Source organism: Microlunatus sp. M237, assembly GCF_056896895.1.
Map to the genome: position 1 here is coordinate 136,269 of NZ_JBXHBL010000004.1, position 14,707 is coordinate 150,975.

Sequence of the window (14,707 nt, forward strand, 5' to 3'; positions counted from 1 at the left end):
CCTCGACTGCGATTGGCCGGACCGGGACCGAGGACTGGCGTACGGTCAGGGCGCCGGTGGGGTGGGCACCAGCTCGTCGAGCAGCTGCTCGACCCGACGAAGGATCTCGTCGCGGATCGGGCGGACGGCTTCGACGCCCTGGCCGGCGGGGTCGTCCAGCACCCAGTCCTCGTAGCGCTTGCCGGGATAGAACGGGCAGCTGTCGCCGCAGCCCATGGTGATGACCACATCGGAGCTGCGCACAGCGTCGCCGGTGAGCACCTTCGGGGTCTGGGTCGCAATGTCGATACCGACTTCGGCCATCGCAGCGACGGCGGCCGGATTGACCCGGTCGGCCGGCTGCGAGCCGGCGGAACGAACCTCGACCCGACCCGCTGACAGGTGGGTCAAGAAGGCGGCGGCCATCTGGGACCGGCCCGCGTTGTGGACGCACACGAACAGCACGCTCGGCCGAGAAGGTTCGTCGGTCGCGGTCATCGGGACCCCTCGGTGGATGCGGGGGCCGGCTCGGCCGGTGCCGACGTGCCGGCGGCTGGGGGTGAGGAGTCGGCTCCTCGATCGGCCGGGAAGAGATGGCGACGCGCCCACAGCGACAGATAGACCAGCCCGACCAGAGCCGGCACCTCGATCAACGGGCCGACCACGCCGGCCAGGGCCTGACCCGAGGTCACGCCGAAGGTGGCGATCGACACCGCGATGGCGAGCTCGAAGTTGTTGCCGGCCGCGGTGAAGGCCAACGTGGTGGCCCGCGGATAGCCCATCCCCAGTGCGCGTCCGATCAGCAAACTGGCGGTGAAGACCACCGCGAAGTAGATCAGCAGCGGGAGAGCGATCCGGACCACGTCGCCGGGCTCGGAGACGAGCGCGTCGCCCTGCAGGGCGAACAGCACCGCGATGGTGAACAGCAGCCCGTAGAGCGCCCATGGACCGATCCGGGGCAGCAGCGTCTCCTCGTACCAGGTGCGGCCTTTGGCCCGCTCGCCGATCGTGCGGGTGAGGAACCCGGCCACCAGCGGCACGCCGAGGAAGACCAGCACGCTGCCCGTGATCGCCCACACCGAGAACTCTGCGGAGGTGGTCGGCAGGCCGAGCCAGGACGGCAGCGCCTGGAGATAGAACCAGCCCAGGGCGCCGAAGGCGACGACCTGGAAGACCGAGTTGACTGCGACCAGCACCGCCGCGGCCTCGCGGTCCCCGCAGGCCAGGTCGTTCCAGATCAGCACCATCGCGATGCAGCGCGCGAGACCGACGATGATCAAGCCGGTGCGGTATTCGGGCAGGTCGGCCAGGAACAGCCAGGCCAGCGCGAACATGAACGCCGGTGCCAACACCCAGTTGATCACCAACGAGGTGACCATCAGCCGGGTGTCGGACACCACGCCGCGGGTCTCGGTGTAGCGGACCTTGGCCAGGACGGGATACATCATGATCAACAGCCCGATCGCGATGGGCAGCGACACCGACCCGATGGCGACCGCGTCCAGAGCGCCGGCGATGCCGGGCACGAGCCGACCGAGCAGCAGGCCGAGTGCCATCGCGGCCAGGATCCAGACCGGCAGGAACCGGTCGAGCGTCGACAGCCGTGCGGTGGGAGCGTCGAGCGGTTGCGGGGACGTGGGGTGGCTCACGGAGGCCTCTCGTCGATCATCGACGGTCGTCGATGGATCAACCGTAGGAAGTCCATCGACATCTGTCAATGAAGGCACATAATGGGGACATGACCCAGGCTCGCGCGCCCCTGCCGCTGCTCGACGACTGCCGGCCCGTGGCCTTGGCCGCGATGCCCGCCGACGACGCCGCGCGGCACGCGGGACTTTTCAAGGCGCTCGGCGATCCGACCCGGCTGCGGCTCGTCGCCATGGTCGCGTCGCACCGTGACCGGGAGGCCTGCGTGTGTGACCTGACGGAGCCGCTCGGGTTGAGCCAACCCACCATCTCCCACCACCTCAAGATCCTCGTCGACGCCGGCGTGCTTCGCCGGGAGAAGCGCGCCACCTGGGTCTACTACTCCCTCGTGCCGGGGGCGCTGAGCGACGTCGGAGTGCTGCTGGCGGGCCTCGATGAGGTGTCTCGTTAGCACCGGCGTGGAGGGCCAGCGCCCGGCCGAGCTGGTCGAGACCCTGCGCGCGGCGGGCTGCGTCTTCGCCGAGGACGAGGCGGACCTGCTGGTCGAGGCGGCCGCCGAGGGCCGGGATCTGGCGACGATGGTGGCGCAGCGGGTGGCCGGGGTGCCACTCGAACAGGTCCTGGGCTGGGCCGAGTTCGCCGGCCTACGGATCGCGATGGAGCCTCGGGTGTTCGTCCCGCGGCGGCGGACCGAGCTGCTGGTCGCGCTGGGCAGCGCCCGGGTGGCGTCGGGTGCCGTGGTGGTCGACCTGTGCTGTGGCTCCGGGGCCGTCGCCGCCGCGCTGCTCGCCGCCGTGCCCGGCCTGACGGTGGTCGCCGCCGATATCGACCCGGCGGCGGTGCGCTGCGCCCGGCGCAACGTGCCGACTGGGGAGGTGTACCAGGGGGATCTGTTCGCAGCGCTGCCGGCCACGCTCCGGGGCCGGGTGGACCTGCTGGTCGTCAACGCGCCGTACGTCCCCACGGACGCTATCGCGTTGATGCCGCCCGAGGCGCGGTTGTACGAACCGATGGTGGCACTCGACGGTGGCCCCGACGGGCTCGACCTGCACCGCCGGGTCGTGGCGGAGGCGACCGCGTGGCTGGCCCCGGGGGGTCGGCTGTTGATCGAGATCAGTGAGCAGCAAGCCCCGGTGGCTCTCGCTCTGATGTCCGCCGCCGGGCTGGAGGCCGAGGTGATGCGGTCCGACGAGCTGGCGGGGACGGCCATCGTGGCCCGCACCGAACAGGTGGGTCGAGGGAGATCGTCCGCGAGGATGGCTCGGTGAGCTGCTCTGGTCCGAGCCGGCCTCAGGGCGTCCCTGCCGTGGAGCTGATCGAGCTGCCGGCCGAGACCATCCACGCGCTGGCCGCCGGCGACCTGGGGCGTGCCAACGCCACCTCACCGATCGAGCTGTCGGCCTTCTTCGTGGATCCCCAGTCGGGCAGCGTGTGGCGACTGCGCAGCGCGCAGCTGCGACGCAACCCGGCCGACGCGGGGTGGATCACCCGGGCCGTGGTCGACGCCACGAACAACAGCGTGGTGGGTCGGGCGGGGTTCCACGGCCCTCCCGACGCCGACGGCAGGGTCGAGATCGGCTACGCCGTCGACGAGCCCTTCCGCCGGCGAGGATACGCCCGGGCGGCGCTCGAGGCACTGCTGGAACGGGCCCGGCGGGAGCCCGCGGTGGGGCTGGTCCGCGTCACCATCGCCCCGGACAACGAAGCCTCGCAGGCGCTCGCCCAGCAGTACGGGTTCGTCGAGGTGGGGGAGCAGTGGGATGACGAGGACGGTCTGGAGATCATCTTCGAGGTGCCCGCCGGCGGTGTCGGTGCCGACGCGCTGGCGTAAGGACTGACCGACGGCGACCCGACGAGACGGCGCCCGGAGCCCGACGAGGTGGCGGGCCACGGAGGTGACAGCGCCGCACTGTGGTGCTTTCCTGTCGTCGGTGCAGCCGAGGGTGAGGATGGTCGAATGGAGCCAGCAGCGCTGAGCTGGGTCGAGGAGCAGCTGGAGGTCCGCGCGGTCACCCTGCTGCGCCACCGCCCCTGGGCCTCGGTGTGGTCGGTGGACGCCACCGATGGACGGTGGTGGTTCAAGATCAACTACGGCCAGACCCAGCACGAGCCCCGGCTGCTCGCGCAGCTGGCTGCGCGTGGGTCCACGCTGCTGGTCGAGTCGCGGTCCCATCCCACGCAGCCATGGGCGCTGGTCGCCGATGCCGGCAGCTGCGCACGCGAGCTGCTGGATCGACGTGGTGCGTCCACCTCCGACCTGGTCCGATTTTGGCAGCGGCTGCTGCCGCGCTACGCCGTGCTGCAGCAGCAGGTGGCGGGAACTGACCTGGTCGACTGCGGGGTACCCGATCTCTCCCCGGCGCGGCTGCTCGAGGTCTTCGACAGCCTGCTCGGTGAGCCGGGCTGGTTCGAACCGTCCTGCGCCCCGGACCTCGACTCGCAGGCGGCGCTTCGGGTGGCCGGCTGTCGGGAGCGGCTGGCGGTGCTCACCGACGAGCTGGCGGGCGGTCCGCCGGCCGCCCTGCAGCACGACGACCTTCACGACGCCAACGTCTTCTGTCCGACCGGGTCGATCGACGACCCCGGCGCCGCGGTGATCATCGACTGGGGCGACGCCGTCGTGGCGCACCCGTTCACCACGTTGCGGGTCACCCTCGACGGCCTGGTCCGTCAGCGTCGGGCGGACGCCGTCGCCGTCGCCCGGGTCGCGGACGCCTATCTCGAGCCGTGGCTGGTCGGCGGGGTGTCCCGGGCCGAGCTGAAGCGGCAGAGCGATCTGGCCTACCACGCCGCCGCCCTCGGTCGCGCCGCCGGCTGGGCCCGCGCCCTTGGGACGCCGGACCAGGCCGCCCGCACCGGCTTCGGTGACACGGTGTCGTACTGGCTGCTCCGGCTCGCCGATGAGCTGGGTTGAGGGCCCAGCCCTGGCGGGCGCTGCCCGAGGGTCTTCGGTGATCGGCAGCTCTCGGCGACGTCGACACCGCCCGACAATTACGGTTGCCGTCTCGTCGTCCGTGCCGCACGATGCCAGGCGTGAGCCGTATCCGGATGCACGCTGACGAGGTGCTGACCGACGCTGCTCTGGTCCGCCGTCTGCTGAGGTCGCAGTTCCCGCAGTGGGCGGATCTGGTGATCCAGCCGGTCGACTCCTACGGGACCGACCACGACATCTATCGCTTGGGCGATGAGCTGTCAGTACGGCTGCCACGGATCGCCTGGGCCGACGGACAGGCCGCGAAGGAGGCGCTCTGGCTGCCGCGGCTGGCCCCGCACCTCCCGCTCGCGGTGCCAACCACGCTGGGTCTGGGCCGACCTGATGCCGGCTATCCGTTCACCTGGTCGGTGTCCACCTGGCTGCCCGGAGCCAACGCCAACGGCACACTGACTGATCTCGACCAGGCTGCGGTCGACCTCGCCGGGTTCATCACGGCGCTGCAGCAGATCGACACCACCGGTGCACCGGCACGCCCGTACGGTGGTCGAGGCGCCCCGCTGGTCGAGCGCGACGAGCAGGTACGGCGCAGCATCGCCGAGCTGGCTGACCGCATCGACGCAGCCGCCGCGCTGCGTTCCTGGCAGGAGTCGCTCGAGGCCGACCGCCACGTCGGCGCCGACGTGTGGCTGCACGGCGACCTGCTGCCCGGCAACCTGCTGGTGGCCGGCGGGCGGCTCTCGGCCGTGATCGACTTCGGGTCCTTGACCGTCGGCGACCCGGCCTGCGATCTCCAGCCGGCCTGGAACGTGGTCACCGGATCCAGTCGCGACCGCTTCCGGGCCGAGCTTGGCGTCAACGATGCCACCTGGCTGCGCGGCCGCGGCTGGGCGCTCTATCAGGCGGTGTCCGCGCTGCCGTACTACTGGAACACGAATCCCGGCATGATCTCCCAGGCCACCCGAGCCCTGGCTGAGGTGCTGATCGACGGCCGCTGAGCTGGGCGTGCCGAAAGGTCAAACGCCGTGCCGTCGTCGGCGCTCGAACGAGGACCGCCGCTGCCGGCGACTGGCGGAACGGTATCGGGCCAGCTGGTTGCGCAGCGTCCACCCAATCGCGACGTCGAGGACCGCCGCGACCGGCACCAGGAAGAGCAGCGCCCACAGGCTGCGCCAGGCAGCACCCGCGTCCACAATGGCCGCGTCGGTTGTGCCGAAGAAGCCATTGAACGGCATGGCGTCGCCCGTCCGGGCGGTGTCGGGGTCGATGATCCGGTCGGTAACGACCCGACCCACTCCCGGCGCCAGGACCGCCGGCCGTCCAGCGGCATCGGAGCAGGCGCCGTCGAGGAAGATGCGCACTCGGGCGCGGGCGAGGCTGCCGTCGTCAGACCGGAACTGGCCGTAGCAGGTGACTTCGTCGACACCGTCGCGGCTAGTCACCCGATGGGTCGCGCTCTCCACCACCACCCCGGTGACGGTGGTTCCCCGCACGCTCTGCCACGCGAGGATGGTGCCTGTCCCCAGCGAGGCGAGCGGCAGGGCGGTGAAGAAGACCGCGAACGGGAGACCGAGGAGCGCCAGTGCCAGCCGGGCGCCGGATCCCGGGGGTCTCGACGACTTTCGTTTGCGGGCAGACATTGCCGGCAGCCTACGGCCGACGAGGTCCGTGAATCCGCAGCCGCGCGGTTAGGGTGTGCCGATGGGGACCCGGAAGCGATTCGAGCAGACGCGGTCACTGACCCCGCTCGAGCAGCGGATCGACGCCGCCGCGCATCGGCTGATCGCTCGGGCGCCGCGGAGCCGGGCCTGGGCCGGACTGATCGAGTTCGCGGTCTTCGGGGCGAAGCAGGCGTGGGCCTGCGTCTTCGGCGCCGCCATGCTGGCGGTGCTGCTGCTCACCCGGCTGTTCTATCCCGACGATGCTGCGCTGGCGCGCAACGACTTCCTCACCCTGGCCGCCGTGGTCATCCAGCTGCTGATGGTGGGATTCCGGCTGGAGACGCTACGCGAGCTGCGGGTGATCGTGCTGTTCCATCTGGTGGGCACGGGGATGGAACTGTTCAAGACCAGTGTCGGGTCGTGGAGCTACGCCGGCGGTGGGGTGCTGCACCTCGGCGCCGTTCCGCTGTTCTCCGGCTTCATGTACGCCGCCGTCGGGTCATACATGGTCCGGGTCTATCGGCTGTTCGACCTCCGCTTCGACCGCTATCCCCGCCGCTGGCTTCCCGCGCTGGTGGCGGCCGCGATCTACGCCAACTTCTTCACCCACCACTACATCGTCGACCTGCGCTGGGTGATCTTGGTCGCTGTCGCCGTGGTGTTCGGGCGTACGGTGATGCACTTCCGGGTCTTCGCCCACCGGCTTCGGATGCCCCTGCTGGTCGCGTTCGCCCTGGTCGCGCTGTTCATCTGGGTGGCCGAGAACGTGGCCACCTGGTCCAACGCCTGGCTCTACCCGGACCAGCTCGACGGTTGGCAGCTGGTCTCGATCAGCAAGCTGGTCTCCTGGTATCTGCTCATGATCATCTCGGTGGTTCTTGTCGCCTGGGTCTATCCACCGGTGCCTCCCGAGCACCAAGATGGTTCCGTCGACCAGCAGTCCGTCCGCGACGAGGAGAGGGCCACCCGATGAGCGAACCGATGAACACCGTGACCTGGTGGGAGCTGCCCACCACTGACCTGTCTCGGGCCAAGACCTTCTACGCGGAGGTCTTCGGCTGGACCTACTCCAGCTTCGGCGACGACGAGGAGTACGCCGGGATCAACTACGCCGGCGAGTTGATCGGCGGCCTGTCCCTGGTCACCGATGACCTCGCGGCCAACAGCATCCGGCTGTACGTCAACGTGGCGGACCTCGAGGCCACCTTGGCCGCGATCGAGCGAGCCGGTGGCACCGTGGTGAGGCCGCGCAGCGAGATCGGTGGCGACATGGGCTGGTGGGCAGAGCTCCGCGACCCCACCGGTCTGCCGCTGGGCCTGTGCACGTCATCGCCGCCCGCGCCGCACGGCTGACGGTACGGTCGCCGGATGACGACGCCGCGCACCTCCCGGGATGGCCTTCGTCGATTCGCTTGATCGATGAACGCGCCCATCAGTCGGCGTGCCACCCGTGGCCGCCGCAGCGAGGCCCGGTCCTAGGCTGTGGCCGATACCCAGACCAACGATGTCCAGGAGCGTACGCATGACTGAGAACGCCAGCCCTGACCAGCCCACCTCCGCGCAGCCGTACGCCGACCGCCCACTGCGGATCGGCGTCCAGCTGCAACCCCAGCACTCCGACTATGCCGGTCTCCGGCGGGCGGTCCACGACGCCGAAGCCGCCGGCGTCGATGTCATCTTCAACTGGGACCACTTCTTCCCGCTCAGCGGCGAACCGGACGGGCTGCACTACGAGTGCTGGACCACCCTTGCCGCCTGGGCGGAGCAGACCGAGCGGGCAGAGATCGGCGCGTTGGTGACCTGCAACAGCTATCGCAACCCCGATCTGCTGGCCGACATGGCCCGCACCGTCGACCACATCAGCAACGGGCGACTGATCCTGGGCATCGGCGCAGGATGGTTCGAACGCGACTATGACGAGTACGGCTATGAGTTCGGCACCGCCGGCAAGCGACTCGCCGACCTCGGTCAGGCACTGCCGCGGATCAGCGAGCGGTGGACCAAGCTCAACCCGCCGCCCACCCGCGACATCCCGGTGCTGATCGGCGGTGGCGGTGAGCGGAAGACGCTGCGGCTGGTCGCCGAGCACGCCACCATCTGGCACGGCTTCGGTGACGTCGAGACGCTGACCCACAAGAACCAGGTGTTGAACGACTGGTGCGCCCAGGTCGGCCGCGATCCGGGCGAGATCGAACGGTCGACGGCCGCCTCGGGCACGCCGCAGGAGGAGGGTGCCGCGCTGACCGGTATCGGTACCCGACTGATCACCCTCGGCGTTGACGGGCGGGACAACTACGACCTCGGTCCGCTCCGCGACTGGATCGCCTATCGCGACGACTTCAACGCCGGGCGCGGCTGAACCGTCAGGTCGACTCGCGGCTGAGCAGGGCCTCCGCCACCGCCGTGTGGGCGGGGTCCAGGCTCGGCCGGAGGTCCGCCTGGAGCTCCCACAGGCTGTTCTGCAGCACCCGGGCCAACGTCCAGGCCCGGGCTCGCTGCGGGTCGAGCTCCGCCACGTCGACCATCAGGTCGAACCGGCGCAACACCGCACCACGGACGTCCCCACGCGCCACCAGCTCCGGCCAGCGGTTCCACAACGCCGGCAACAGCTCGAAGCCGGGGTCACCGGCCAGCGGCTTGGGATCGATCGCCAGCCACGGCTCGTCCAGGCCGCTGCCGGGCAGCGGCGCCAAGACGTTGTCGTAGTGGAGGTCCCAGTGCAGCAGCCGGTCGTCGACGGGGTCCGCGAGCAGCTCGCGTAGCTGAGCTGCACACTGCTCCAGCAGTGATCGGGTGGGACCGGCCGGCAACCGAGGGACCGTCCGCGGGAACTCGGAGTCGAGCATCGCGGTGGCGATCTGGTCCAGCCGCCGAAGGTCGGCCGGTGCCCGCACCGTGTGCAGGCGACGCAGCAGGGTGGCGATCACCTCGACCGCCGCGAGGTCGTCGGCGACGCTCTGCAGAGACCGATCGGCGTCGAGTCGCGCCAGCAGCATCGAGCCGGTCTCCGGCTCGTGCTCCAGCAGCGGCACCACCCCGAGCCCGGCCCAGCAGGCGAGGGCCATCGCCTCACCGCGGGTCTCGTCATCCACCGGCTGCAGCTTGAGCGCGGCCGCGGTGCCGTCAGTCCGTCGGACCGGCAGGACCAACGCGACGGCGCCGTGGCCCGCGGGCCCGTCGATCGTCAGCTGCCACCGCTCCAGGCAGCTTCGCGCCAGGGCCGGCAACGCCGCCACCCACCGGTCCCCGGCGTCACCGAAATATCTGCGGGACGAGGCCGCGAGCCCTGCCGGCACCACGAGGCGCGGGTGTGACCCGCTCACCGTTCTCCGCCCGACAGTGGAGCCAGACATCGAGGACCTGGCAGCAGCATGGCGTACCTCCTGGGCAGCTGTCACTGATCGCGGTCGCGGCCTCTCGCAGTCACCGCCGACCAATCTTTACCTGATCCTGAGGTGCGCCAGAGGATCAGTAGAGGTGGACGGTACAAGGTAAGGCCTTGTCAGGGAAAGCGAGTTCGGAAGTCACGTGCAGTCGATCGGGATCACGTCGGGGGACGGTTCGACGCTGTGAGGATGGCCCGGATATCGAGCGTCAGCTCGTCGCGATGTCACCCGGGGAACCGGGTGGATACCAGGTGGGGCTCGGCAGTCGGGGGACTGGCGGGCCCTGCCGCCTTTTCGGCCCGTCCGGCGACCATGCGGGTGAAATTGCGCAGCCAGGGTATGGTGCCGGGGTAAGCGCTTGCGCGTCTGACATCGCCGTCGGGCTTCGAGATCCCTTGGGAGCTGCCCGCAGCGAGCGCGACGCACAGGTCACTAGATGCCTCTTCAGACCGCAGGAGGCGAAGCACCGTGCCCCGTCGATGACGGGGGACAGACTGTTTCGCCCGGACTGCGTCCAGGTGATGCGGTCAGCCGATCCAGGTTCGCTCACCGAGGCGGTGGGTGGAGAGGAAATCCGATGACGCTCACCGATCCGCAACCCACCACGACCGAGGCCGTCACCGCCGTCCGCTCAACCCCCGCGGGCTCCGCCCCAGCCCCGGTCGGCTCCGCCCCAGCCCCGGCCGGCTCCGCCCCAGCCCTCGACGCCGCTCGCCGTCGTCTCTTCGACCCGGCGGCGATGCTGCCGACCCCGCGCGGGCCGGTGTCGGCCGCGCTGATCGAGATCTTGGGCCAGCGCCCGGGCGGTGACCCGCTGGACGACCGGCTGGTCTGGACCGGTGACATCGACGACGCACCCACTGACGACGATCTGCAGCTGGCCCTGTGGCTGGCCTACGAGCTGCACTACCGCGGGCTGGACGGCGTCGATGACAGCTGGGAGTGGGACCCGGGGCTGATCGCCGCCGTACGGGAGTGGGAGACCATCCTGCGGGTGGCGCTGTTCTCGGTGATCGGTCCGCCGCACGGCATGCGGGTCGCCGACACGGCGGAGGCCGTGCGTACGCTCCCCGCCATCTCGACCGAGGTCACCGGACCGTCGCTGTCCAGCTATCTGATGCGCGACGCCGACCGCGACCAGTTCGGCGAGTTTCTCGTCCACCGCTCGATCTATCACCTCAAGGAGGCCGACGGGCATACCTGGGCCATCCCGCGGCTGTCCGGGACCGTCAAGGCGGCGCTGGTCACGATCCAGGCCGACGAGTACGGCCTCGGGCGGACCGAGGCGATGCATTCGCAGTTGTTCCGCGTGCTGATGCAGGACTGGCAGCTCGACTCCCGCTACGGCCATTACCTGGACCGCGTCCCCGGGGCGACCCTGTTGGCGAGCAACCTGATCAGCCTGTTCGGTCTGCACCGACGGTGGCGCGGAGCGCTGATCGGCCACCTGGCCATGTTCGAGATGACCTCGTCCGCACCCAACGCCCGCTACGCCCGCGGCCACCGCCGACTCGGTGGGAGTGAAGACGCAGCCCGGTTCTTCGACGAACACGTGATCGCCGACGCGGTCCATGAGCAGCTCGCGGCCCACGACCTGGCCGGTGGTCTGATCGATGTCGAGCCGCAGCTGAGCGGGGACGTGCTGTTCGGCGCCCGATGTGCCCAGTTCGCAGACGACGTCTTCGCCGCTCACCTGCTGGGGTGCTGGGAGCGGGGCGAGTCGAGCCTGCTCCCCGAACGAGCCGGGCTCGTCGCCACTGGGGGTGCCTAGTGCCGTCGCCGGACCCGGTGTCGATCACCGTCTACCCGGATGGACCGCTGATCGTCCGCGGTCAGGTGGAGCTGCGTTCGGGTGACGGCACGGTGGTGCAGCACGAGCGACAGACCATCGCGCTGTGCCGCTGCGGTCGCTCCCGGCTCAAGCCGCTGTGCGACGGCTCGCACAAGCTCAGCCGGTTCGCCGACGACGCGGCGGTCGCCGACATCGAGCACGTGCTCCGTACGGCGACCCCACGGCCAGCCGGCACCTGACGTCGATTGACAGTTGGCGGGCCGCGACGCATGATCAGCAGCGAGCGCATCCGTGAACCCGACCTGAATCGAACACCTCGACGGCGGCCGGCGCGCCGGTCGTTCGACTAGGGGAGCGGTGAGGATCGTGTTGAGTTCAGGAAGCGGGTCGGCGGAGGACGTCTCGCCCGCGATGGTTCCGGTTGCATCGGTACGGGTCGCCGCGGGCAGGGCGTCGGGCCGCGGCGTGGCCCTCCCGGCGGCCGAGGGCGGCGCGGCCCAGGTCGCGATGGTGACCTTGTTGGTGGACTACCTGGAGGGCGTTGCGGCTCAGCTCGCCGGTGAGCTGGACCACGCCGCCAGCATCGCGATCACGTTCGCAGTGGCCGGCGAGCCGGTCACCGTCGGAGCAAGCAGCCCGCTGGCGCTGCAGGTGGACCTGCTGCAGTACGACATCGGCGTGGGTCCGTGTCTGCACGCGCTGCGCTTCGGTGAGGGGCAGTATGTCCCCGACCTGGCCGCGGACCAGCGGTGGGGCGACTACGGCCCGCAGGCAGCCGCCCTCGGTGCCGCCTGTTGCGTTTCGGTCCCGGTCCTGGTCGACTCCCGCACCCTCGCCGTGGTCAAGGCGTACGCCGGCGAGGTCGACGGGCTCACAGCCGGGCAGCAGGACCAGGTCCGCCGCGGCGCACTGTCCATCGCCGGCGGCATCGCTTTGGCGGAGCATCTGGTGCGGCAGGCGCGCGAGATCGACGACCGGACGACGGCGATGAACTCCCGTCGGGTGATCGACCTGGCCCTGGGCATCCTGATGGAACGCAACCAGAGCAGCAGCACCGACGCCTTCACCCTGCTGCGGCGCTACTCCCAGCAGTTCAATATCAAGCTGCGCGACGCCGCACTGCAGATCGTGGCCGACGCAGACGACCAGGACCTGAAGATCGCCCCGTTCCAGGCGCCGCGGTCGTAGGTCGGCCCGGCCGGTCCCGTTACAACGGTGGGAGCTTCAGCCGCGGATCCTGAGCCAGGCTGATCACGTCGCCGCGGGTCACGTCCAGGGTGTCTCCGCCCGACACGTTGCGGGCCACCACCGTGATCACGTACGTCCCGGCCGGGCGATGCTGCACCTCGATGCCCTCGCTGACGTGGGTGGTCTGGGTCAACGTGAATCGGTTGCCGTCCATAAATCGCATCGTGGTGCAGTCCTGCCGGGTGAGCCGGCCGCAGGGCTGAGCGACCTGTGGGGAAGTCGCGATCTGCAGGAAGACCTCGGTACCGCCGTTCGTCATCCGAAACACGTCCACGCCGAGAGCCCCGTCGTGACCAGCCCACAGACTGTCCGAGTCGTAGCTCGCGTCATAGGAATAGCTGTAGCCGGTGAAGTAATCTCCCGCGCCGTCCAGATGGCTTCGGACGATCCGGGTCATCTCCTGGCGCCAGGCGCGGGTGGTTTCCACCCGGCACCGCTCGTCGCACCCCGGTGTCGACGTGGAGATCGGCACCTCGCGGTTGCCCGCTGCCCGGGTCTCTTTCGGGAGGCCGGCCAGCGAACTCACCACCAGTCCCACCAGCACGATCACGGTCACCGCAGCGACGGCGATCTGGCGGCGTCGGCGGCGCTGCAGCTGCCGGCCGTGCGCCAGGTCCTCCGAACGCAGCGCGTCGGTCGTCAGGCCATGGTCGGCGGCGACGCGAAGCTCGGCGGCCAGCACCTCCGGCTCGGACCGTTCCGGATCTCGGGCGCGAAGCGATGCCAGCCCGGCGGCGAGGTCGGCAGCCACCGCCGAGCGGTCACGGTCCGAGACGGTGGCCACCTCGGCAACCTCGAGTCCGACGTAGCTGTTCAGGACGACAGCCTGCCGGGGACCCTCGGCCAGCAACGCGAGGTCGGTCAGCACCGGATCGACGGGGTGCGGTGGCTGCGGCGGCCCGTCCACCAGCTGCACCCGGTCGCCGGATCGGCGTGGGCCGGCCGGCGGCCGCGGCGCCAGCACCGTACGCAGGCAGTGCTGCAGGGCGCCGCCCGGGACCGGCCAACGACGGAAGGTGTCGGCCAACGCCGCGTCCACCCAGCTCGCGGCTGCCGACGCGCTGCCGCGGATCAGGAAGGCGGTACCGAGCAGCAGCCGCCGGTGAGCGGCCACGAAGGCGGAGAACTCCGCGTCGCGCTGATCCTGCCGCATGGCCACCACCTCCAGGGCGAGCGTAGTTCGAAGCCCTCCTCCCGGGGAGGCCAACGGGCAGGAAACTCGCTCGCGGGCGACGAGCCGGCGCCCATAATCGAGGAGTGGAACCATTCCGTCGCTATGTAGCCATCGGTGACTCCAGCACCGAGGGGTTGGAGGACCCCAACGGGAACGGCGGCTACCGCGGCTGGGCCGACCGGCTGGCGCTGCTGATCGCGCAGGCCCAGCGTGAGCCGTTCGAGTACGCCAACCTGGCCGTACGGGGACTCCGGCTGGGGGAGATCCGCAGCACGCAGTTCGACCGGGCGCTGGCCCTGCACCCGGATCTGATGACCATCTTCGGCGGCGTCAACGACGTGATCGGGGTTCGGTGCGACTTCCGCACCCTGCGGACCCATCTGGCCACGATGTTCGACCAGGCCCGCTCCCGCGACATCACCGTGCTGACCTTCACCATGCCGGACCCGGCCGCCATCAACCCGCTCGGCAAGAAGCTGCGGCCCAGGATCTACGCCCTGAACGCGCTGATCCGGACCGAGGCCGAGCGGTACGGGGTGCTGGTGCTCGACTTCGAGGACTACCCGGTGGCCAGCGACCCACGCCTGTGGTTCGAGGACCGGCTGCCCGGGTCGGACCTGTCGTGGGCCGAACCGCTGCCCGAGGAGCTGCCTGCGCGCCGACCGCGGGAGCAGCTGGCCGGCGACCTGGACTGGGCCGTGCACTATCTCGCCCCGTGGCTGGGCAAAGGTATCCGTGGCATCCCGCAGAGCCGCTCCATCACCGCCAAGCGCCCCATTCCCACCGTGGTCGATCCCGCACGCTCCGACCTCAGGGGTGGCTGAACCGCCCCCGGTCGTCGGCCGAGCGGGCGATGACGCAGGCTGGGACAGCGGGAGGTGCCCGGTC

General features: G+C 70.4%; 17 protein-coding genes. 12 read left to right on the top strand and 5 right to left on the bottom strand.

All coding sequences use genetic code 11. From position 1 onward, the window contains the following. Window positions 1–45: 45 nt before the first annotated feature. Both AC1XX3_RS16455 and arsB read right to left on the bottom strand, forming a co-directional pair. Window positions 46–477, bottom strand: coding sequence for an arsenate reductase ArsC (locus tag AC1XX3_RS16455; RefSeq protein WP_483322255.1), 432 nt, complete (start codon window positions 475–477; stop codon window positions 46–48). Continuing rightward, window positions 474–1,628, bottom strand: coding sequence for an ACR3 family arsenite efflux transporter (gene arsB / locus AC1XX3_RS16460; RefSeq protein ID WP_483322256.1), 1,155 nt, complete (start codon window positions 1,626–1,628; stop codon window positions 474–476). The genes AC1XX3_RS16455 and arsB overlap by 4 nt, the downstream gene beginning before the upstream one ends. Window positions 1,629–1,717: 89 nt before the next feature. Between arsB and AC1XX3_RS16465 the strand changes: the two genes are divergently transcribed. The 5 genes from AC1XX3_RS16465 to AC1XX3_RS16485 all read left to right on the top strand — a co-directional run bounded on the left by AC1XX3_RS16465 (window position 1,718) and on the right by AC1XX3_RS16485 (window position 5,556). Then, entirely contained in the window at window positions 1,718–2,077 is a 360-nt protein-coding gene (locus AC1XX3_RS16465; RefSeq protein ID WP_483322257.1) for an ArsR/SmtB family transcription factor, read from the top strand. Beyond that, window positions 2,061–2,894, top strand: coding sequence for a putative protein N(5)-glutamine methyltransferase (locus AC1XX3_RS16470; RefSeq protein ID WP_483322258.1), 834 nt, complete (start codon window positions 2,061–2,063; stop codon window positions 2,892–2,894). The genes AC1XX3_RS16465 and AC1XX3_RS16470 overlap by 17 nt, the downstream gene beginning before the upstream one ends. Continuing rightward, entirely contained in the window at window positions 2,891–3,457 is a 567-nt protein-coding gene (locus AC1XX3_RS16475; RefSeq protein ID WP_483322259.1) for a GNAT family N-acetyltransferase, read from the top strand. The genes AC1XX3_RS16470 and AC1XX3_RS16475 overlap by 4 nt, the downstream gene beginning before the upstream one ends. Before the next feature lie 126 nt (window positions 3,458–3,583). Then, complete coding sequence (locus AC1XX3_RS16480) at window positions 3,584–4,540, top strand: phosphotransferase (protein WP_483322260.1); 957 nt, start codon at window positions 3,584–3,586, stop codon at window positions 4,538–4,540. 119 nt (window positions 4,541–4,659) lie between these two features. Next, window positions 4,660–5,556 carry an aminoglycoside phosphotransferase family protein gene (locus AC1XX3_RS16485; protein ID WP_483322261.1) on the top strand — a complete coding sequence of 299 codons (897 nt, stop codon included), beginning with the start codon at window positions 4,660–4,662 and terminating at the stop codon, window positions 5,554–5,556. A gap of 18 nt (window positions 5,557–5,574) precedes the next feature. Here the strand turns inward: AC1XX3_RS16485 and AC1XX3_RS16490 are convergent, their stop codons facing one another. Continuing rightward, window positions 5,575–6,198 (bottom strand): hypothetical protein, encoded by a 624-nt coding sequence (locus tag AC1XX3_RS16490; protein WP_483322262.1) that lies wholly within the window; start codon window positions 6,196–6,198, stop codon window positions 5,575–5,577. Window positions 6,199–6,259: 61 nt separating this feature from the next. On the opposite strand from AC1XX3_RS16490, the gene AC1XX3_RS16495 reads away from it, so the two are divergent. From AC1XX3_RS16495 to AC1XX3_RS16505, 3 genes are all read left to right on the top strand, one after another. Further along, window positions 6,260–7,192, top strand: coding sequence for a DUF817 domain-containing protein (locus tag AC1XX3_RS16495; RefSeq protein ID WP_483322263.1), 933 nt, complete (start codon window positions 6,260–6,262; stop codon window positions 7,190–7,192). Continuing rightward, a complete protein-coding gene (locus AC1XX3_RS16500; RefSeq protein ID WP_483322264.1) occupies window positions 7,189–7,572 on the top strand; it encodes a VOC family protein in 384 nt (127 codons plus the stop codon). The genes AC1XX3_RS16495 and AC1XX3_RS16500 overlap by 4 nt, the downstream gene beginning before the upstream one ends. A gap of 169 nt (window positions 7,573–7,741) precedes the next feature. After that, the gene (locus tag AC1XX3_RS16505) at window positions 7,742–8,578 is read left to right on the top strand and encodes an LLM class F420-dependent oxidoreductase (RefSeq protein ID WP_483322265.1); all 837 of its coding nucleotides are present in this window, start codon (window positions 7,742–7,744) and stop codon (window positions 8,576–8,578) included. 4 nt (window positions 8,579–8,582) lie between these two features. Here the strand turns inward: AC1XX3_RS16505 and AC1XX3_RS16510 are convergent, their stop codons facing one another. After that, complete coding sequence (locus AC1XX3_RS16510) at window positions 8,583–9,542, bottom strand: aminoglycoside phosphotransferase family protein (protein WP_483322266.1); 960 nt, start codon at window positions 9,540–9,542, stop codon at window positions 8,583–8,585. Between the two features lie 640 nt (window positions 9,543–10,182). On the opposite strand from AC1XX3_RS16510, the gene AC1XX3_RS16515 reads away from it, so the two are divergent. The 3 genes from AC1XX3_RS16515 (at window position 10,183) to AC1XX3_RS16525 (ending at window position 12,585) form a co-directional block, all read left to right on the top strand. Further along, window positions 10,183–11,376: an iron-containing redox enzyme family protein gene (locus AC1XX3_RS16515; RefSeq protein ID WP_483322267.1), complete on the top strand. Its 1,194-nt coding sequence runs from the start codon at window positions 10,183–10,185 to the stop codon at window positions 11,374–11,376. Between the two features lie 17 nt (window positions 11,377–11,393). Continuing rightward, window positions 11,394–11,636 (top strand): CDGSH iron-sulfur domain-containing protein, encoded by a 243-nt coding sequence (locus AC1XX3_RS16520; protein ID WP_483322268.1) that lies wholly within the window; start codon window positions 11,394–11,396, stop codon window positions 11,634–11,636. Window positions 11,637–11,766: 130 nt separating this feature from the next. Beyond that, a complete protein-coding gene (locus AC1XX3_RS16525; protein WP_483322269.1) occupies window positions 11,767–12,585 on the top strand; it encodes a GAF and ANTAR domain-containing protein in 819 nt (272 codons plus the stop codon). A 19-nt stretch (window positions 12,586–12,604) separates the two neighbouring features. On the opposite strand, the gene AC1XX3_RS16530 is transcribed toward AC1XX3_RS16525, so the two are convergent. Then, entirely contained in the window at window positions 12,605–13,798 is a 1,194-nt protein-coding gene (locus tag AC1XX3_RS16530; protein ID WP_483322270.1) for a hypothetical protein, read from the bottom strand. 104 nt (window positions 13,799–13,902) lie between these two features. Between AC1XX3_RS16530 and AC1XX3_RS16535 the strand changes: the two genes are divergently transcribed. After that, on the top strand, window positions 13,903–14,643 hold the full coding sequence (locus tag AC1XX3_RS16535; protein ID WP_483322271.1) for an SGNH/GDSL hydrolase family protein: 741 nt from the start codon (window positions 13,903–13,905) through the stop codon (window positions 14,641–14,643). Window positions 14,644–14,707 lie beyond the last annotated feature (64 nt).

Coding starts and splice junctions, on each gene's coding strand:
- AC1XX3_RS16455 (WP_483322255.1), bottom strand. CDS start 477: ATGACCGCGACCGACGAACCTTCTCGGCCGAGCGTGCTGTTCGTGTGC.
- AC1XX3_RS16465 (WP_483322257.1), top strand. CDS start 1,718: ATGACCCAGGCTCGCGCGCCCCTGCCGCTGCTCGACGACTGCCGGCCC.
- AC1XX3_RS16470 (WP_483322258.1), top strand. CDS start 2,061: ATGAGGTGTCTCGTTAGCACCGGCGTGGAGGGCCAGCGCCCGGCCGAG.
- AC1XX3_RS16480 (WP_483322260.1), top strand. CDS start 3,584: ATGGAGCCAGCAGCGCTGAGCTGGGTCGAGGAGCAGCTGGAGGTCCGC.
- AC1XX3_RS16490 (WP_483322262.1), bottom strand. CDS start 6,198: ATGTCTGCCCGCAAACGAAAGTCGTCGAGACCCCCGGGATCCGGCGCC.
- AC1XX3_RS16495 (WP_483322263.1), top strand. CDS start 6,260: ATGGGGACCCGGAAGCGATTCGAGCAGACGCGGTCACTGACCCCGCTC.
- AC1XX3_RS16500 (WP_483322264.1), top strand. CDS start 7,189: ATGAGCGAACCGATGAACACCGTGACCTGGTGGGAGCTGCCCACCACT.
- AC1XX3_RS16505 (WP_483322265.1), top strand. CDS start 7,742: ATGACTGAGAACGCCAGCCCTGACCAGCCCACCTCCGCGCAGCCGTAC.
- AC1XX3_RS16515 (WP_483322267.1), top strand. CDS start 10,183: ATGACGCTCACCGATCCGCAACCCACCACGACCGAGGCCGTCACCGCC.
- AC1XX3_RS16530 (WP_483322270.1), bottom strand. CDS start 13,798: ATGCGGCAGGATCAGCGCGACGCGGAGTTCTCCGCCTTCGTGGCCGCT.